The organism is Streptomyces sp. NBC_00016, assembly GCF_045040885.1.
GTDB classification, from domain to species: Bacteria; Actinomycetota; Actinomycetes; order Streptomycetales; family Streptomycetaceae; genus Streptomyces; species Streptomyces coriariae.
In genome coordinates this window covers 9,660,953-9,679,268 of the sequence record NZ_CP108304.1, presented here as the reverse complement: position 1 = coordinate 9,679,268, position 18,316 = coordinate 9,660,953, and the positions used below count along the sequence as shown (strand labels likewise).

Sequence of the window (18,316 nt, the reverse complement as noted above, 5' to 3'; positions counted from 1 at the left end):
TCAGTTGCTGCCGGCGCCCGTTCCGCGCACCCCTCCCGGCTAGCGGTCGACGGCTCGCATCCCTGCCTCGTCGTACCGTTCGCCCGCCGCCTCGGGAAGCTCCGCATCGATGCGGGCCAGGTCCTCCTTGGTCAGCGCGATGTCCACCGCGCCGGCGTTCTGCTCCAGGTAGGTACGACGCTTGGTGCCCGGGATCGGCACCAGGTCCTCGCCCTGCGCCAGCACCCAGGCGATGGCCAGCTGGGCCGGGGTCACGTCCTTCTCGGCGGCGATCTCCTTCACCTTTGCCGCCAGCCGCAGGTTCGCCGCCAGGTTGGCGTCCTGGAAGCGCGGGTTCTCCCGGCGCCAGTCGTTCGCGTCCAGCTCGTCCGGCGAGGTGAACCGCCCGGCGAGGAAACCGCGGCCGAGCGGCGAGTACGGCACGAACCCGATGCCCAGCTCACGGCAGGCGGGCAGCACCTCGGCCTCCACGTCCCGTGACCACAGCGAGTACTCGCTCTGCACCGCGGTGATCGGGTGCACGGCGTGGGCACGCCGGATGGTCTCCGCGCTCGCCTCGCTCAGGCCGATGTAGCGCACTTTGCCCTCGGCGACCAGCTCGCCCAACGCGCCGACCGTCTCCTCGATGGGTACGTTCGGGTCGACCCGGTGCTGGTAGTACAGGTCGATGTGGCTGGTCCCCAGCCGCTCCAGGGAGCCGTGGACCGAGCTGCGGACGTGCTCGGCCGAGCCGTCCTGCGGGCCGACCGTGCTGATGTCGCCGGGTACGGCGTTGTCCATCCGGTAGTTGAACTTCGTCGCGATCACGTACTGCTCGCGATGCCCCCGGATCGCCTCGCCGAGCAGCGACTCGTTGGTGAGCGGGCCGTACATCTGCGCGGTGTCGAGGAAGTTCACCCCGAGGTCCAGGGCGTGCCGGATGGTCGCGATCCCCTCCGCCCGATCGGTGGATCCGTAGAAGGCGGACATCCCCATGCATCCCAGGCCGATGGCCGATACCTGGAGGTCCCGCAGACTGCGCTTCTGCATGCCGTGTCCCAGCCTTTCTCTGCGCACTCGTTCGTCGTTCGTCGTTCGTCGTTCGGATCGCACGGAGCCCTCCATCCATCTAGCGACGAATCCAGCCGCCCGGCATCCCGTGAGGGGCCCCGGAAGGGACGGGCTTCGTGCTCCGTGGTGTCTGCGACGCTACGACCTGGAGCGCACTCCAGCGCAAGCCGACGTTGCAGGCGGATCAGCAGTCAGTCGTCGCAGGAGGGACGACCTGCCGGGGCCTGCGCCGCACGAAGGTCCCGTGCGGCGCAGGCCCGGTGGCGGATCAGGTGAGGCGCAGCCTGATCGTGCGGGATTCCGGGCGGAGGGCGTACTCGGGCCACACGTCCGGGCCACACGCGCGCGAGCCGAGCCCGTGCTGGGCGGCGTCGACGATCAGGTGGCTCGTCGTCGAGGTCGACAGTTCGAACGGATGTGCCGCTCGGGCGATCTCCTGAGGGGTGTGCCGGCTGAGGGTGAAGCCGGGGCGGCGACCGCGTGTGTCGGGGAGCGCCTCGATGCGCAGCACCTCGGTCTCGGCGCTCGTCAGCGTCAACCGGCGCAGTGCGGAGCGGTGTCCGGTTTCCTGGGGACGCGCGTAGTCGACCGCCAGGTCGCGGACCGTGGCGGAGAAGCGGCCCGTGCGTGCCGCCCGCAGGCTGTCGGGGTAGGACTCGAGCGGGCCGAGACCGAACCACTCGGCGCCGTCGACGGGAGCGTCCCCGTCGGGCAGGTCGAACCGGATCCCGATCCTCGGCCACACCGTGTGCCACCCGCGCGACGGCTCGATCTCCACCCGCAGCTCCACCTCGTCGCCCTCCAGCGACCAGACGGACTCGACCATCACCCACGATCCCGAGTTCGCCGCGGAGACCTTGTCGACCGTGCGCAGGGCCCCGGTGGTGCGCTCCACCGACACCCGGCGCGTGGTCAGCCGGTCGAGGCCGTCGCGCCGCCACAGCTCGGCGTTGGACACCCCGGCGATGTTCGCGTCGCTCTCCGCGACATCGCCCCACGCGCCTTCGTCGTTGTCGGTCGGCGCACGGAACAGTTCCAGCCGCGGGCCGGTCACCTCGCGGCCGCCGAGGCGTGTGAGGGATCCGTCGACGAACTCGGCGCGGCCCAGCGTCAGCGTTCCGTCGCCGGGCTTCCAACCGGTCCGGGCGCGCGCAGCCCGCACGGGGTGGTGCAGCGAGCGGTCCAGTTGGGCGGTCGCGACCACGTGCCCTTCGGCTGCCCACGCGGTTCCGGCCGCCAGCACCGCCTCGACGGTGAGCCAGGTCTCGGCGTCCGGCGCCACCGGGAGCCTCGGCAGCGAAACCCGGCCCGAGTCGCCCGCCACGACGGCCGGGACCTCCAGGTAGCCGGAGTCGACGGGCGTGCCGTCGTGCTCGACACGCCAGCGGAAGCGCAGGTCGGACGTGTCCGCGGTGTGCCGCAGATTGGCGATCGTCACCTTGTCGCCGTCGAAGGCGAAGCGGATCGGCTGGACGACCGCCTTGAACTCGTGAAGGCTCGGCGTCGGGACGTCATCGCTCAACAGCATGCCGTCCATGACGAAGTTCCCGTCGTGCACGACCTCCCCGAAGTCGCCGCCGTACGCGTAGTACGGCGTCCCGTCCGCGGTGGTGGTCGAGATGCCGTGGTCGCGCCACTCCCAGACGAAGCCGCCGTGCAGCCGCGGGTACCGGTGGACCAGCGCCTCGTACTGGTCGAACGCCCCCGGACCGTTGCCCATCGCGTGCGCGTACTCGCACAGCAGGAACGGCTTGGTGCGCTGCCGGGCGCCCTGGGCGGGAGTGCACTGCAGCAGCGGGAAGCGGGATCCGTCGGTGCCGATCTGCTCGGTCTCCGGCACCGAGGCGTACATGCGCGAGTAGACGTCGGTGTACTCGCCGGTGTAGTCGCCCTCGTAGTGCACGGGGCGTTCGGCGTCGCGGGCGTGGACCCACGCCGACATGGCGGCGAGGTTGCTGCCGGTGCCCGCCTCGTTGCCGAGCGACCAGATCACGATGCTGGGGTGGTTCTTGTCGCGTTCCACGGTGCGCTCGATGCGGTCGAGGTACGCCGCGCGCCAGGTCGGGTCGTCGCTGGGATTGCCGACCCAGTCCAATTTCTCGAAGCCGTGCGTCTCGAGGTCGCATTCGAGGACGACCCAGAATCCGAGCTCGTCGGCGAGGTCGAGCAGGCGCGGGTGCGGCGGGTAGTGGCTGGTGCGGATCGCGTTCACGTTGAACCGCTTCATGCGGGCCAGATCCTCGCGGGCATGCTCCTCGTCGAAGACACGGCCGCGCAGCGGATGGGTCTCGTGGCGGTTCACGCCGTGGAACACGACGCGACGGCCGTTGACGAGGAACTGGTCGCCGCGGATCTCGACCGTGCGGAAGCCCGCCCGCAGCGTGACGGTCTCGGCGGCCGTCGACACGGTCACGTCGTACAGGCGCGGCCGCTCGGCCGACCAGGGTTGCACGTCGGCGATGTCGAAGGGGGTCACCTCGGCCGGGTCGGACCAGGTGCGCTCGATGCCGAGTTCGGGGATGCGCAGGGTGACCGGGTAGGCCGTCGGCTCGGCGGCGATCTCCACGTCGACCCGGCCGTGCCCGTCGGCGAACCCGGTCCGCAGCCAGACGTCCTCCAGGCCGCCGGCCGGGCGGGCGATCAGGGTGACGTCGCGGAAGATGCCCGGCAGCCACCACTGGTCCTGGTCCTCGACGTAACTGGCCGCCGACCACTGGTACACCCGTACGGCGACGACGTTGTCGCCCGGGCGGACCGCGGACGTCACGTCGAATTCGTGGGCGAGCCGGCTGCCGGCGGCGCTGCCGATCTCCGCCCCGTTCACCCAGACCCGGAAGAGCGACTCGACACCGTCGAACCGCAGCACCACACGCTCGGCGTCCGCCCAGTCGGCGGGCAGGTCGAAGTGGCGGCGGTGGTCGCCGGTGGGGTTCTCGTCCGGGACGTGCGGTGGGTCGATGGGGAACGGGAACTGGACGTTCGTGTAGATCGGACGGCCGTGGGCGCCGTCGCCTCCGAGCACCCAGTGGGAGGGTACGGGCAGGTCTTCCCAGCTCCGGTCGTCGAAGTCCTCGGCCGCGAAGTCCTCCGCCACGGACGCCGTGGGTGACAGCCGGAACCGCCAGGGCCCGTTCAACGAGCGGGCGGGCGCGTCCGAGTGCAGCCACGAGCGCGCCGGGCGGAGCGCACCGCGGCCCGGCGCGGTGTCCGAAACATGGGGGGAGAACTCGGAGAGCAAGAGGTCACGACTCCTTCTGGGTGACGAACGGGATCCGGGGCCGGCAGAGATCACCGACCGGCGGGCGACTGGCCTGCCGGACGGCTTCTCACTGCCCCGTGAGCGCTCCCGTGAACGTTCACGGGAGCGCTCACGGGACTGCCTTCAGGGTTCCTGCAGATGAATCTCGATGGGTGGGGTGGAATGTTCGGAAGTCTGCGCTCGGGCGCGGAGCCATGTCAAGACATTCGGGGCGGACGGCCGTCCGTGACGTCAGGCGTGACAGCAGGCCGTGACATCAGGTTGTGACGTCAGGCCGATCCGCTCAGGTGCAGCTCCGCGTGGACGACCAGATCGTCGGCCTCCGACGTGCCCAGCCCCGACAGCAGTCGGGCGAGCTGCTCGATGGCGAGTGCTCCGAGCTTTCGCGTGTCCAGGGCGACGCTGGACAGCGGGGGTTCGACGAGTGCTCCGAGCTGGAGGCCGTCGAAGCCGATCACCGCCAGATCCCGCGGGACGCCGCGGCCGAGCCTGCGTGCCTCACGGAGTGCGCCGACGGCGATGATGTCGTTGAAGGTGAAGACCGCGGTGACCTCGGGACGAGCGGCGAGCAGGGTTCTGAGCGCCGCCCCTCCCCCGTCGGCCGTCTGGTCGGCATCGGCCACCAGGTGGGTGTCGATCCCGTGCTCCCGCGCCGCCGCCGTGAACCAGTCGTGCCGGATGCTGGGCTCGGCGCGGGTCCGGTGGTCCAGCATGCCGATCCGGGTGTGCCCCTCCGCGACCAGGTGCGCGACCGCGGCACGGACGCCCTGCTCGCCGTCGATCCGGATCGAGCTGAACCGCGTGCTGCGGCCCTCACGGCCGATCAGCACCACCGGCATGCCCCGGGTGTACGACTCCAGCTCGCTCTCCGAGCAGCTGAAGTAGCCGATCACCGCGTCCACCTGCGAGGTGATCACCTGGAGTGTGCCGCGTTCCTCGTCCGCCCGGTCCGCCGTGGCGTACACGACCACGTGCCAGCCGCGGGATCTGGCCGCCTCCAGAGCCCCGGCGGCGACCTCGGTGAAGAACGGGTTGAGCAGGTCGGGGATGACCAGCCCGATGGTCATGGTGTCCTGGCGGACCAGCCCCCGGGCGAAGCGGCTCGGGCGGTACCCGAGCGCGCGCGCCGCGTCGAGCACGCGCTGCTTGGTGTCGCCGTCGATCTCGCCCTTGTCGTTGAGCGCCCGAGACACGGTCTGTCGGGACACTCCGGCGGACCTGGCGACGTCGTTGATCGTGATCTTCCGGGGCTCGGCCCCCGGTGTCGACACCATCGCCCACCTCCTTCTTCTTCGCTCGCGAACGCCGGTGCGTGCGCAGAGCCTGAGTATGCACGGGCCGAAGGGCCCGACGAAGCCGGGTCTGCTCGCGGCCCGGGTGCCGTCCGTGCCGGGCTCCGGGAGGTCCCACACGATCAACCCGTGTCTCCCGGTGCGCCATTACTCCCACGCACCGTCATCGGTGATCTCTTCCGTCCGTGCATCGGTCACCGCCCGACGGGCGGCTGACGGCGGCCCTAGATTCGGCGCCGGATCCGCTGTTCACCACGGTCCGGGACCCCGGGCCCGCAGAGGGGGAAACTGCTCATGACACTCATCGACAGGACGCTCGGACGGCTGTCACGCCGGGCGGGCGTCGTCGCGGCCGCCGTCGTCACCGCCGCCGCGTCGGCGCTGGTGGCCGCTCCGCCGGCCTCGGCGGCGACCTACCAGTACGACTGCCGTCGGCTGCTCGGCTCGGGCTCCTACAGCAATCCCGTCTCCCTCGGGAACGTGACCGGACGGACCGTGGTCGCGGTCAACTGCCCGCCGCTCACGTCCGGCGCCGGCTACGCCAACCGGTACTTCAGCTTCACCCTCACCCGGCCCGCGCGCGTGCCGTCGTACGCGGGCGCCTCCTTCGCCCTGGAGGCGACCCGGCGGTCCGCCGTCAACCCCTCGCTGAGCAGGGGGGCTTACACGATCATGCACACGTCGGCGGGCGTGTGGACGTACAACCGCGCCGGTGTGGCCAACGGGCGCTACCTGCCCCTGGGGCCGCTGCCCGGCGGCGGGGTGCTGCCGGCCGGCACCTACCGTCTCAACCTCCAGAAGCTGGACTCGCCGCTGAGGTCGATCAGCACCCCGTGGTTCAACGTGGTGGTCGCCGTCTCCTGAGCCGTCGCCGGCTCCTGGCGGGTGCGTCGGCTGCTGTGGTTGCGGTCAGCGGTACGAGCACGCCGAAGCACCCGCCCCGGACAGCCGCAGCCGGCAGATCGCGGCGAACCGGGCCGACACGTCCAGGTTCCACAGCCGTACGGTCCCGTCGTTGCTGCTGCTGGCCACCGTCCGCCCGTCAGGGGCGAACACGGTGCCCCACACCGCGTTCGTGTGCCCGGTCAGCGTGGCCCAGGGCCGCCGCGCCGCCACGTCCCACAGCCGCACCGTACGGTCGCTGCCGCTGCTGGCCAGCAAGCGGCCGTCGGGGGAGAACGCGATACCGCGCACCGAGCCGGTGTGGCCCCGCAACACCGCCGTGGGACGGTGTCGGCGCACGTCCCACAGGCGTACGGTCCCGTCGTTGCCGCTGCTCGCCAGGGCCCGGCCGTCCGGGCCGAACGCCACTCCCCGCACCGCACCCGTGTGCCCGGTGAGCGTGGTCGGCGGCCTGCGGCCCGCCACGTCCCACAGCCGTACGGTCAGATCGTCACCCGCGCTCGCGAGGGTGCGGCCGTCGGGGCTGAAGGTGACGTCGTTGACGAAGTCCGTGTGGCCGGTGAGCGTGGCCAGGGGGCGGCGGGTGGCCACGTCCCACAGCCGCACCGTACGGTCGGCGCCCGCCGACGCCAGCAGCGCGCCGTCCGGGGCGAACGCCACCGAGAACACGTCCCCGTGATGCCCGGTGAGCGTGCCGAGGAGGCGGTGGGTGACGACGTCCCACAGCCGGACCGTGCCGTCGGAACCGCCCGAGGCCAAGGTGCGCCCGTCGGGGGCGAACGCCACCGAGAACACGGCCGAGCGATGCCCCCGCAGGGTCGTGACGGGCCGGTGCCGCGCCACGTCCCACAGCCGCACCGTGTGATCGGTGTCGGCGGTCGCCAGCAGTTTCCCGTCGGGGCTGTAGGCGGACTGCCAGATCTCGGTGTACGGACGGGCCGTCAGCACCGGCCCGCCCAGGTCCCACAGCACCACCGACTGGTCGAACCCGGCGGTGGCGAGCATGGTTCCGTCGGCGTTCACGGCCACGCCCATCGTGTAGTCGGTGTGGCCGGTGAGCGTCAGCGTCTGCATCCCGCTGTGCACGTCCCACAGACGGGTCGTGCCGTCGCCTCCCGCGCTGACGACCGTGGCGCCGTCCGGGGTGTAGGCGACCGCGTTGACGTCGTCGCTGTGCCCGCTCAGGACCGAGGTCGTCCGGTGCCGTGCCAGGTCCCACAGCCGTACGGTCCGGTCCGCTCCCCCGCTGGCCAGGCTCCGTCCGTCCGGCGCGAACGCCACGCCGTACACCTCGTCGCTGTGCCCTTCCAGCACGCCTGAGAGCCGGTCGTGCACCGTGTCCCACAGCCGGACGGTCCGGTCGGCGCCGGCCGACGCGAGCGTCCGGCCGTCCGGGGCGTACGCCAGCGCGTCGACCTGCCCGACATGACCGGTGAAGGACGCGACGCGGCGCCCCCGGTCGGTGTCCCACACCTGGACCGTGCCGTCGCGCGCCGCGACGGCCAGGGTGCCGCCCCGAGGGTCGAAGGCCACGGCCCGGGCGCCCGCGGTGCCGGCCGGCAACACCACCTTCGTACGATGGTCGGCCGCGCCCCACAGCTGCACCGGCGCGTCCGTGGCACCGGCCGCGAGCGCACGTCCGTCGGGGCTGAAGGCGACCGACCGCACCCGCCCGGACATCGTGAACGTGGCGGTCGTACGGCGGTCCGCGAGCCGTCGCAGGGTCACCGTGCCGTCCGAACTGGCCGTCGCGAGCGTGCGCCCGTCGGGCGCGAACGCCACCGAGTTGACCGGCCCGCGATGCCCACCGAGCCGGGCCGAGAAGGGCTGCGCCTGTGTGCTCAGCAGGGCGCCGCGCGCCTCGGGCGTCTCCTGGGAGCGGTAGGCCTCCCCGGCGAGCCGCATCGAAGCCTCGGGCTGACCGGCGGCCAGCGAGGCGGACTGCGCGGCGAGTGCCCGGGAACGGGCGACCCGCTCCTGCTGCAGCGCGTCCGCGCGCTGCCGGTACGCCAGCGCTCCGGCGACCACGGCGAGGGCCAGCAGCACGACCAGCGTGGCCAGCGTGCCCTGCCGGCGCCGGACCTGCCGCCGGGCCTGCCGCTGCCGGTCGGCCTCCTCGGCCCGGCTCGCGCGCAGGAACGCCTCCTCCTGCGCGCTGAGCCGGCTCCGGCCGTCCAGTTCCTCGGCCCACGCCTGGACGGTGTCCAGCCGGGTGCCCCGGTAGAGGGCGGACGGATCGCCGCCCTCGCGCTCCCACTCCTCGGCGGCGTGCGCGAGTTGCTGGTGGATCAGCAGCCCGTGCCGGTCGGCGTCGATCCAGCCGCGCAGCCGGGGCCAGGCGTGCAGCAGGGCCTCGTGGGCGATCTCGACCGTGTCGCGGTCGGCGGTGATCAGGCGGGCCCGCACGAAGGCGTCCAGGGCGGCCGTGGCGCCGTCCGTGTCGGCGAGCCGCTCCATCAGCGCGGCCCGGCTCATCCGGCACCGGGCCGGTCCGGTGCCGTCGGCCACATGGACCAGGCGCACCAGAATCCTGCGGATCGTCTGCTGCTCGGCCGGGTACAGGCCCGCGAACACATCCTCGGCGGTCCGTGCGACCGCCCCCCGGATCCCGCCGGTGCGCTCGTACCCCGCGACGGTCAGGGTGGCGCCCTCGCGCCGCTGCCAGGTGGTCAGCAGCGCGTGGGAGATCAGCGGCAGCGCACCGGAGGGAGTGACGTCCGGCAGGGCGCGCCCGACGTCCGATCCGGCGCCGGGCGACCCTCCCGACCCGTCGCCGGGCAGCGCTCCCCGTTCGCTGCCGGGCAGCCCTGCCGGTTCGTCGCGCAGACCGGCGTCGCGCAGCAACAGGGGGACGAGACCCGGTTCCAGGGCGAGTCCGGCGAGCTCGGCGGGGCGGGTGATCGCCTCCCGCAGCCCGGCGACGGACATCGGGGGCAGTACGAACAGCCCGTCGGTGAACACCGTTGCCAGCTCGGGGAGTTCGACACACATGCCGGACAGGTCGGCCCGTACGCCCAGGACCACCACGGCCGGATCACGACCGGAGAAGTCCGCCGGATCCGATGGGCGACGGGACGTCGACACGGCGCACAGCACCCGGACGAAAGCACGCCGCTCGTCCTCGTCGGAGCAGAGCGTGAACAGCTCCTCGAACTGGTCGACGAGGAGCACCGGACGGACCGGCGGTGGCCGTCTGCCCCCGTCGTCGCAGGCGCTGTCGTCCACCGTGCGCCGCACCGCCTCCAGCAGGATCTCGGGCCGGTCCCGCAACTGCCGCACGGTGACGCCGAGATCGCCGTCCAGCGCTTTCGCGAAGCCGGTCAGCAGCTCCTCCAGTGGGTGCGCGGTGGGCGTGAACGCCACCACCGGCCACCGCTCGGCGCCCGGCATGGGGAAGCCGCCGGGGTTTCGGAAGGCCGGTACGAGACCCGCGTTGAACAGGGACGACTTGCCGGCACCCGAAGGGGCGACGACCATCAGGGGCCCGCTGCCGATCCGTTCGAAGACCCTCTCGACCAGGGCGGCGGTGGCCCGCTCGCGGCCGAAGAACCATCCCGCGTCCTGCGCGGTGAACGCCGACAGCCCCCGGTAGGGACGGACAGTGTCGAACTCCGTCCGCCCGGGCGCGACACCGTCACCCAGCCCAGCCTGCGCGTCGCCCGCGTTCTGCGCGTTCCCGGGGGTCGCCGGGGCCGCCGGGTTGGCCGGGTTCGCCGTTCTCTCGGAACTCGCCGCGTTGTCAGCTTCCTCGGCGTTCTCGGGGCTCTTCGTCAGCAGCCGCAGCAGCCCGCCCTCGGCCCGCAGGATCTGGTCGCAACGCCGCGCGACGTCGACGGTGGCTCGCTTCGCGCCCGTCTCGATCTTGCTGAGGTAGCCCTTGCTGTAGTGCGTCTGCCGCGCCATGTCGGCCAGCGAGAGCCCGCGCTGTCGGCGGAGTCGTCTCAGCTGCGCGGGAAAGTCCGGAACGGTTCCTTCGGGCGGTGGCGGTTCACATCGGTCGCCGGTGTGCTGCTGCTCCCCCACCACATCCCCCGGGTGTCGCACGCATGAGCCGTGAAACGGCCGACATCCAGAGTACTGCGGCAATGTGACGGCCGATCAAGACTTTCACCGGCGTGGCGCGAGAGTATGGCGGAAAAACGGACGTCCGGAACCGCGCACGCGATTCCGGACGTTCCCCCGTGCGAAAGGCCTTACGGCCGGTTCAGTTTGATCGAGTTGACCGGCGTGAGGTCGGCCCACACACCCCTCGGCGGATTCCCGATCGTGTAGTTGCAGTTCGTGCCGCCGTAGTTCAGGCACAGTTCCGCCGAGGCGCCACCGGTCTGGTTGTTGAGGACCCAGTGCCAGCCGACCTGGTTGCTCAGGTTGTGGGCGCCGTAGCTCCAGTAGATGTTGCTCGGGCTCTGGGCGGGGTCCTGGTTCTGCGGGTAGATACAGACGGCACCGGACGGGCACCCGGCCCAGTCGGCCGCCGGCTTGGCCTCGGCCGTGCCGGTCAGCGCCACCAGCGCCGTGGCGGCGGTGGCCAGTGCGACGGCCCCACTGAACAACTTGCGCATGTTTCCCCCTTGCGGTCGTCCTGCCTGGTCGCAGGTCGTGCTCGGTCTCTCGTCATCAGACTGGCCGCAGGGTCCCGGGAGGTCGACGGGTTTCCTGTTTCCCGTCATCACGGCAAGCCGGGAAACCGGCCGCGAGCAGCGCGGTCACCAGGAAGGAGGCAACCCCGGAAATCGCAATCACCGTCGATGGCCACCTCAGGCGTAATGTGAATATCATTCGACAACGGCCCGCGATGAGGCGCATCCTTCTCAGCGGCGTTGAGAAAACGTTCACCGGCGAATTGCGTCGGCCGATCGGAATGACGGCCCGAACCTCGAGCGTTCGGATGCCCATGAGGACGATCCGGTACGGGACACCGCCCGTGAGAGGCGAATGCCATCGCGGCCCGACGGACGCAATGCCCGCTCGGAGCTCCTGACGAGGTGGGTCCGCCATGACCGCCCTGTGGCGGAAGGCACCCGCTCCCCGGTCTTCCTGCGAGTCGGCGCATTGCCGAGCGAACACTATGAACACAACGATCAAGAGCGTGGCCCCTCGGCTGCGGCCTTCCTAGCATCGCGACGCGAGGCGCAACGGTGCGCCCCCGAGGACAGGGAAGAGCCACACCTTGGACAGGTCCAGAACGCATCCACACGTCCCCAACTGGTTCCGATCCGGTAGGCAGCGCCGCGTGTGGTCGGCCGCCTGCCTTGCCGGGGTGGTCATCGGCGCTCTCACCGGCGCACCTTCCGCCCGCGCCGACGCGGGCCGTCCGGCATCCGTCACCTGCCCGTCGAGCCTGGCGGGCAGGGCCACGTGCTACACCGGTCAGGATACGAACGGCGCCCACTACGCGATCGCCGTCCCCAAGAAATGGAACGGCTCGCTCGTCGTGCACGCCCACGGGGGGCCCGACCTCGGCGAAGGATCCGACCCCGCCCGCAGCGTCAGTGATCTGGACCGCTGGTCGGTCATGGCGAAGGAGGGGTACGCCTGGGCCGGCTCGTCCTACCGTCGCGGTGGCTACGGCACCCGGATGGCTGCCGCCGACACCGAGAACCTGCGCCGCCTGTTCGTCCGGGAGTTCGGCAGGCCGAAGCGGACCTATGTGCACGGCCAGTCCTGGGGAGGGAACGTCGCCGCCAAGGTCGTGGAGGTCTACGGCAAGAAGAACGGCCCCTACGACGGAGCCCTCCTCACCAGCGGTGTCCTCGGCGGCGGCTCACGCGGGTACGACTACCGGGTCGACCTGCGCGTGGTCTACCAGTACTACTGCCAGAACCACCCCCGTCCCAGCGAGCCTCAGTACCCGCTGTGGGAGGGGCTGCGCCCCGGCTCGACCATGACAGCGGCCGGGCTCCGCGCCCGCCTGCTGGAATGCACGGGATACGCTTCCGCCCCGCAGGATCGGACCGCGCTGCAGCAGCGCAACCTCGACGACATCCTCAACGTCACGAAGATCCCCGAGCGAACCCTGGATGCACATCTGCAGTTCGCGACCTTCACCTTCCGCGACATCGTGCACAACCGGCTCGGCGATCGCAATCCGTTCAGCAACATGGGTGTGCGGTACTCCGGTTCACACGACGACAAGGCGCTCAACGCCGGCGTCGAGCGGTTCTCCGCCGACCCGACCGCCGTACGAGACCTGTCCTACGACAGCAACCTCACCGGCAAGGTCGGCATTCCGGTCCTCACGCTCCACGCGATCGACGATCCGACGGCGTTCGTCCAGCACGAGGCCGCCTACCGCGCCACCCTGCAAGGAGCGCATCGGGCAGAGCACTTGGTGCAGACCTTCACCGAAGAGAGCGAGCACAGCGCGCTGAGCGACTCCGAATACGCCGGCTCGGTCTTCGCCCTGGACAGGTGGGTGCGCACCGGGAAGAAGCCGACGCCCGGGTCGATCGCGGCGTCCTGCGCGCGGTTCGACCCTGCGTACGGCACCGGCTGCCACTACGCTCCGGACTTCCACCCGAGCTCCTACGCCTCACGGGTCAACGCACGGCCAGGTGGACTCGTCTGGCCGGCCATGACCGCCGCTCAGGAGAAGTCCTGGAGCCGCATCGACGGCGTCGGTATCGCTCCCTGAGGTCTCCGTCAGCGCGAGGGTCCTGCCGACGGCCCGACCCCGAGTGCCCCGACATCGGGGGCATGTTCACCGAAGTAGCGCCGCAGGTTCCGTCGGATGAACCGGTCTCCGCTGCGCAGCAGGTAGGCGCGGCCCGCCGCAGTGCGACCGAGGACGTTGTAGCGCAGGAGGTTGACGGCCAGCAGGGGCGGCACCGCCCACGGCAGGGCCACCGGCAGGTCCAGGTCCCGCACGCCGCGGCGGCCGAGAAAGTACCGCAGCATGCTCAGCAGCCGCGCTCGGGCGTAGGCGCGGCGCACACGGGCGAAGCGGGCGAAGTGCAGGGCGGTCTGGGCCTCCACAAGCGCGTTGGCGAGGGCCGGGCCGACCGGGCCGCCGTAGCTCTGGGTGAGTAACAGGTGGTAGTTGAGACGATGTTGGAGCCGTTCGTGATCGCAGAGCCAATCCTCGTCCACGCCCAGCAGATGGCCGACGTACTTCCACAGGTGCATCAGCGCGCGAGACTCGGCACGGGTGACGCGTACGCCGAGCAGTCGTACGCCGAGCAGTTGGACGGCGTTGAACAGGCCGAGGGTCGCGGCCAGATCGGACTGGTTGACCGGCAGCCCCCAGCGCTCGGTGTCCCATTGCCCGCTGTGCTCCGCCTGATGGTTGACCAGCGCGTGCATGAGACGGACGTGCACGGTGAGGCGAAAGCCCGGACCGGAGCGGCGCATGGCGTCGTGGCCGGTGACCGCGGTGGCCCAATGCTGGGTCTCGGCAACCCTGCGCAGGGCCGAACCGCCGGTGAGGCCACCGGTCTCGACCAGCAGACGAGGCGGTCCGTCGAACCGGTAGGAGCCGATCAACGCCAACTGGAGCATCACGTCGGCGGCGTTGCGGCCGAACCTGCGGGCCACCCGGCCGCCCTCGTCGACCAGATCGAAGTCGACCCAGTCCGGCACCGGCTCCACTGCGGCGAAGAATTCCCGCAGCGCCGCGGGAGGGTTCGCCAGCGCGTCGATCCCGTCGGCGAGCGCGGTGCGGAACTGCCTCATGGTCACCCGGTCCGGATGCGCCGTGTCAGTGATCCGCAGGGCGCCCGCCAGGGCCGCTCCGAGTTCGTCGCGTGTCGTCAACCGCTCGCCGATGGCCGCCAACAAGGCCGGATCGACCTTGCCCTGGCGTCCCAGCAACAGCCGCAGCGGTCTGCCCAGACGACGGTTGAGGCCCTCGGTCGCGCGAAAGCGTCGCGGATACGGAGAGGACGGAGAGGGGGGCGTCGTCACGTCACTCGGCCCGACGGGGGTATCACGCTGCTGCGGCTCGTGTGCGACCATGAGTCGATGCTGACTGTCTGTCGTACTCGCGTTCAATTCGTCTGCTGACGCCCATGTCATCGCCTCGCCGAAACGCGCGTGGCAGCACGGCCGCTCGCGTTTCACCGCGCAGGAGGCCGAGCCAGGAGCGGTCCCGGGCGATGGTGGAACGCATCCTGGACGCAGGTCGGCAGGTCCTGGCCGAGTACGGCTACGAGGGCGCGTCGACCAGTCGGATCGCGACGACCGCGGGGATCAGCCCCGGCTCGCTGTACCAGTACTTCCCCCACAAGGACGCCATCGTCTCGGCGGTTCTGGAACGCTACAGCGACACACTCGTCTCCAGCGTCACCACCCGGATGTCCGGCTGCTTCGAGCAGCCGGCGCCCGTGATCGTCCGGGCAACGCTGGCAGCGCTGTTGGACGGACTCGACGTCGAGCCGCCGCTTCTTCGCGCCGCGGTCGAGCACGGCCCGCGGCTTGACGACGGCCGCGCCCTGAGGGCCTTCGAAGAGCGCATCGGCGAGCTGGTCCGCGCCTATCTGACGACACAGCGCGGAGGCCTGCGCCCGGACACGCCTCTCGACGCGGCGGTGTGGATGCTGGTGCGCACCGTCGAGCACCTGACCGTTCGTTACCTGCTCGACCGGCCTCCCATACCGAGGGAACAGTTCCTCGAGGAACTCACCCGGCTCGCTCTCAACTACCTCAGGCCGCCACCGTGACGCTGCCCTTGACCGGAAGGCCGGCCACGCCGTCCGGCAGGGCCGTCCACCACCGTCGCACCACTGTTCGTCTCTGAAAACACGAGCAACACAAGAAAACCTATCGGACAATATGTTTATTGGTGAGATATCACTAATTCACACTGCAAACGGCATTTCCCGGTACCTTCACGATGAATGCACCTGCCGTTCCGCCTGACGGACATGTCGGGTCCCGGCAGGCCTGCGTACAGGGGAGGAAAAATGTCCATTCAGTGGCAAGACAACGGCTACACCTTCTACGGCAAGGAGTCCCTGCCGCACACGGCGCGCATGCAGGACCCGGGCTCCATGGAGTGCTGGGCCTTCTGCCTCGGCGCGGTGGCCGGGCTGCCCTGGAGCACGGTGGCCACCCACACCGCACTTGGCGATCTCACCCACGGTCAGAACACCGCCAACACCAACCTGCTGGTCGAGCGTCTCAACCAGCTGCCCGGCGGGCCGACGCTGCGCCTGCCCGCGCGCTGGTACTCCCCCGACTGGGACGGCAACAAGCTCCGCCAGATGTTCCCCGCGGCCGTTGCCATCGACCACCACTTCGTGGTCGCCCTGGCCATCGGGAAAGCGCTTGGCCAGCCCGACGCGGTCCGCTACTGGGACCCCGCGGACGCCCAGATCCACACCGTGACCGTCGACCAGTTCAAGCAGAACTTCAACCCCGAGTTCAGCGTCACCCGAGTCTGACCGACCGCGCCGGACGGATCGCCATCACTGCATCCGGTCGAGGGCGCCCCGGTTGTTGCCGGGGCGCCGGACCGGATGCGTCAGCGGTCGTCCCGTACCGCCATTTCCCCGAGCAGGGACCAGTCGTTCTGCGGGACGGTCACGTTCACGATCCTGGGGGTCTCGGCGAGGTACGACGGCAGCTCGGCGCAGGCCGCGGCGAAATGCTCGGAGGAGACGTGGGCCGAACCGGCCTCGTCGTCGCGGAACGCCTCGGTGAGCACGTACTCGGCAGGGTCGTCGACGCTGCGCGACCAGTCGAACCAGAGACACCCGGGCTCGTCGCGCGTCGCGAGGGTGAAGCCTCGGGTGATGTCGGGCCAGTCGTCCGCGTGCTGGGGAAGGACGCGGAACCGGGCGGTGATGAAGATCATGAGCTTTCCTGGTGTGTCGTGGACGGCCCTCGGGGTGGCGGCACCCCTCGCCGGGCCGTCGGCGGCCTCGTCAGGAACCGACCATGCCACGGCCGCGCACCCGGCCCTCGCCGACGAGCCGGTGTGCGCACGACGCTCGACGGCGGCGGACTTCGCGTCGGCGCAGGCGTCGCCTTCCCGGCGCGAAGCCGGCGTGCCGCTGAGCGTCGGCGGTGTGCTGTTCGTCCGAGGGCTCGGGCGCAACTCAGCGGTGCCGAGTGAGCCTCATGCCTTGTGCTGCATGGCCCGTCGTGCGGGATTGCCCTGTTCGGCGGCCTTGGGATCCTTCTCGTCGGCCTTGGCTCGCACACCGTCCGCGATGCGCTTGCCGATGGATTCGTCGATGTTCGACCAGTACTCGAAGGCACGCTCGAGGACAGGCTCGGTGACACCGTTGAGGAGATGTCCTACGACGTTGTCGACCAAGCGGTCGCGGGCGTCGTCGTCGAGGACCTCGCGCACCATGGTGCCGGGCTGGCCCCAGTCGTCGTCCTCCGGGTGGGAGACATAGGCGCTACGGGTGATCTCGCCGTCGGCCTCCCAGCTGGGCGGGCTGCCGTAGTGGGCGGTATCGGCCTCGGGGCCGCCCTTGGAGTTCGGCGCGTAGACCGGATCGGTCGTCTTGCGGTAGGCCATCGCCCCGTCCTTCGAATACGTGTGGACGTCGACGACGGGTGCGTTCACGGGAAGCTGCTGGTAGTTGGCACCGATGCGGTAGCGGTGCGCGTCCGCGTACGAGAACAGCCGGGCCAGGAGCATACGGTCCGGGCTCGGTCCGATGCCGGGGACCAGGTTGTTGGGCTGGAAGGCCGCCTGCTCGATCTCGGCGTGGTTGTCGGTGGGATTGCGGTCGAGCGTCATGCGGCCGACCGGGATGAGCGGGTAGTCGCCGTGCGGCCACACCTTGGTGAGATCGAAGGGGTTGAATCGATACCCCGCCGCGTCCCCGTACGGCATCACCTGCACGTGCAGGGTCCAGCTGGGGAAGTCACCGTCCCGGATGTGCTCGAAGAGATCACGCGTGTGGTAGTCCGTGTCCACCGCGGCCATCTGATCGGCCTCGTGCTGGGTGAAGCACTCGACACCCTGATCGGTCTTGAAGTGGTATTTCACCCAGAACCGCTCACCCTCGGCATTGATCCACATATAGGTGTGGGACGTGTAGCCGTTCATGTGGCGCCAGGTCCGCGGGATGCCGCGGTCTCCCATCAGCCAGGTGACCTGGTGGGCGGACTCCGGGGAAAGGGTCCAGAAGTCCCACTGCATGTCGTGGTCGCGCAGGTTGTTGTCGGCGCGGCGCTTCTGCGAGCGGATGAAGTGCTGGAACTTCATCGGGTCCTTCACGAAGAACACCGGCGTGTTGTTGCCGACCATGTCGTAGTTGCCTTCGCTGGTGTAGAACTTCACCGCGAAGCCGCGCGGGTCACGCCAGGTGTCCGGGCTGCCGCGCTCGCCGGCCACGGTCGAGAAGCGGGTGACCAGGTCGGTACGCGTACCCGGCTGGAACACGGCTGCCTTGGTGTACGCGCTGACGTCGTGCGTCACCTCGAAGCGGCCGAAGGCCCCGCTTCCCTTGGCGTGTGGCTGGCGCTCGGGGATCCGCTCCCGGTTGAACTGCGCCATCTGTTCGATCAGATAGGCGTCCTGCAACAGGATCGGTCCCCCGGGCCCCACGGTGAGCGAGTGTTCGTCACTCTCCGCCGGGGCGCCCGAGTCGGTCGTGGTGGCGGGTCGGATCTCCGTCATGCGTCTGCCTTTCGTCTCGCGGCTGCGACGAGCGGGCTGGTCCGGCGCTGACGCCCGGACGTCCGCCCGGCGCAGGGGGCGGAACACTCCCTGCCCCGGCTCGGGCCGCACGGACACGCTCGCATCGTCCTCAGCGGATCCTGGTGGCGCCTTTCGCTCTCCGTCAGCCGCGTGACCCGCAGCGGCTGCGGTAAACGTCCCGGCAGCGAGGAGAGCGGCCGGGGTGCTGTTCCC

12 protein-coding genes are annotated in these 18,316 nt (G+C 70.6%); 4 read left to right on the top strand and 8 right to left on the bottom strand.

Annotation, left to right across the window (positions count from 1 at the left end; translation table 11 throughout):
- Window positions 1-39: 39 nt before the first annotated feature.
- From OG933_RS42605 to OG933_RS42595, 3 genes are all read right to left on the bottom strand, one after another.
- Window positions 40-1,029 carry an aldo/keto reductase gene (locus tag OG933_RS42605; RefSeq protein ID WP_405632698.1) on the bottom strand — a complete coding sequence of 330 codons (990 nt, stop codon included), beginning with the start codon at window positions 1,027-1,029 and terminating at the stop codon, window positions 40-42.
- 289 nt (window positions 1,030-1,318) lie between these two features.
- Window positions 1,319-4,288 (bottom strand): glycoside hydrolase family 2 TIM barrel-domain containing protein, encoded by a 2,970-nt coding sequence (locus OG933_RS42600; RefSeq protein WP_405632697.1) that lies wholly within the window; start codon window positions 4,286-4,288, stop codon window positions 1,319-1,321.
- A 290-nt stretch (window positions 4,289-4,578) separates the two neighbouring features.
- A complete protein-coding gene (locus tag OG933_RS42595) occupies window positions 4,579-5,583 on the bottom strand; it encodes a LacI family DNA-binding transcriptional regulator (protein WP_362533277.1) in 1,005 nt (334 codons plus the stop codon).
- A gap of 312 nt (window positions 5,584-5,895) precedes the next feature.
- Here OG933_RS42595 and OG933_RS42590 point away from each other — a divergent pair, with 312 nt between their 5' ends.
- Entirely contained in the window at window positions 5,896-6,465 is a 570-nt protein-coding gene (locus tag OG933_RS42590; protein WP_362533280.1) for a hypothetical protein, read from the top strand.
- Window positions 6,466-6,510: 45 nt separating this feature from the next.
- Here the strand turns inward: OG933_RS42590 and OG933_RS42585 are convergent, their stop codons facing one another.
- Together OG933_RS42585 and OG933_RS42580 are read right to left on the bottom strand one after the other, a co-directional pair.
- Window positions 6,511-10,407, bottom strand: a complete 3,897-nt coding sequence (locus tag OG933_RS42585; RefSeq protein WP_405632693.1) for a DNA-binding protein — start codon at window positions 10,405-10,407, stop codon at window positions 6,511-6,513.
- Window positions 10,408-10,697: 290 nt separating this feature from the next.
- On the bottom strand, window positions 10,698-11,066 hold the full coding sequence (locus OG933_RS42580) for a hypothetical protein (RefSeq protein WP_020132033.1): 369 nt from the start codon (window positions 11,064-11,066) through the stop codon (window positions 10,698-10,700).
- Window positions 11,067-11,737: 671 nt separating this feature from the next.
- Here OG933_RS42580 and OG933_RS42575 point away from each other — a divergent pair.
- Window positions 11,738-13,138: a hypothetical protein gene (locus OG933_RS42575; protein ID WP_405632690.1), complete on the top strand. Its 1,401-nt coding sequence runs from the start codon at window positions 11,738-11,740 to the stop codon at window positions 13,136-13,138.
- An 8-nt stretch (window positions 13,139-13,146) separates the two neighbouring features.
- Here the strand turns inward: OG933_RS42575 and OG933_RS42570 are convergent, their stop codons facing one another.
- Window positions 13,147-14,457, bottom strand: coding sequence for an oxygenase MpaB family protein (locus OG933_RS42570; RefSeq protein ID WP_405632687.1), 1,311 nt, complete (start codon window positions 14,455-14,457; stop codon window positions 13,147-13,149).
- Window positions 14,458-14,597: 140 nt separating this feature from the next.
- On the opposite strand from OG933_RS42570, the gene OG933_RS42565 reads away from it, so the two are divergent.
- Complete coding sequence (locus tag OG933_RS42565; RefSeq protein ID WP_405632684.1) at window positions 14,598-15,161, top strand: TetR/AcrR family transcriptional regulator; 564 nt, start codon at window positions 14,598-14,600, stop codon at window positions 15,159-15,161.
- 243 nt (window positions 15,162-15,404) lie between these two features.
- Window positions 15,405-15,884 carry a hypothetical protein gene (locus tag OG933_RS42560; protein WP_362533293.1) on the top strand — a complete coding sequence of 160 codons (480 nt, stop codon included), beginning with the start codon at window positions 15,405-15,407 and terminating at the stop codon, window positions 15,882-15,884.
- A gap of 80 nt (window positions 15,885-15,964) precedes the next feature.
- Here OG933_RS42560 and OG933_RS42555 read toward each other — a convergent pair whose 3' ends face one another.
- Both OG933_RS42555 and OG933_RS42550 read right to left on the bottom strand, forming a co-directional pair.
- Window positions 15,965-16,297, bottom strand: coding sequence for a putative quinol monooxygenase (locus tag OG933_RS42555; protein WP_362533296.1), 333 nt, complete (start codon window positions 16,295-16,297; stop codon window positions 15,965-15,967).
- A 264-nt stretch (window positions 16,298-16,561) separates the two neighbouring features.
- Window positions 16,562-18,082, bottom strand: coding sequence for a catalase (locus OG933_RS42550; RefSeq protein WP_054237796.1), 1,521 nt, complete (start codon window positions 18,080-18,082; stop codon window positions 16,562-16,564).
- Between the last annotated feature and the right edge of the window lie 234 nt (window positions 18,083-18,316).

Coding starts and splice junctions, on each gene's coding strand:
- OG933_RS42560 (WP_362533293.1), top strand. CDS start 15,405: ATGTCCATTCAGTGGCAAGACAACGGCTACACCTTCTACGGCAAGGAG.
- OG933_RS42580 (WP_020132033.1), bottom strand. CDS start 11,066: ATGCGCAAGTTGTTCAGTGGGGCCGTCGCACTGGCCACCGCCGCCACG.
- OG933_RS42570 (WP_405632687.1), bottom strand. CDS start 14,457: ATGGTCGCACACGAGCCGCAGCAGCGTGATACCCCCGTCGGGCCGAGT.
- OG933_RS42595 (WP_362533277.1), bottom strand. CDS start 5,583: ATGGTGTCGACACCGGGGGCCGAGCCCCGGAAGATCACGATCAACGAC.
- OG933_RS42555 (WP_362533296.1), bottom strand. CDS start 16,297: ATGATCTTCATCACCGCCCGGTTCCGCGTCCTTCCCCAGCACGCGGAC.
- OG933_RS42605 (WP_405632698.1), bottom strand. CDS start 1,029: ATGCAGAAGCGCAGTCTGCGGGACCTCCAGGTATCGGCCATCGGCCTG.
- OG933_RS42565 (WP_405632684.1), top strand. CDS start 14,598: ATGGTGGAACGCATCCTGGACGCAGGTCGGCAGGTCCTGGCCGAGTAC.
- OG933_RS42585 (WP_405632693.1), bottom strand. CDS start 10,407: ATGGCGCGGCAGACGCACTACAGCAAGGGCTACCTCAGCAAGATCGAG.
- OG933_RS42590 (WP_362533280.1), top strand. CDS start 5,896: ATGACACTCATCGACAGGACGCTCGGACGGCTGTCACGCCGGGCGGGC.
- OG933_RS42550 (WP_054237796.1), bottom strand. CDS start 18,082: ATGACGGAGATCCGACCCGCCACCACGACCGACTCGGGCGCCCCGGCG.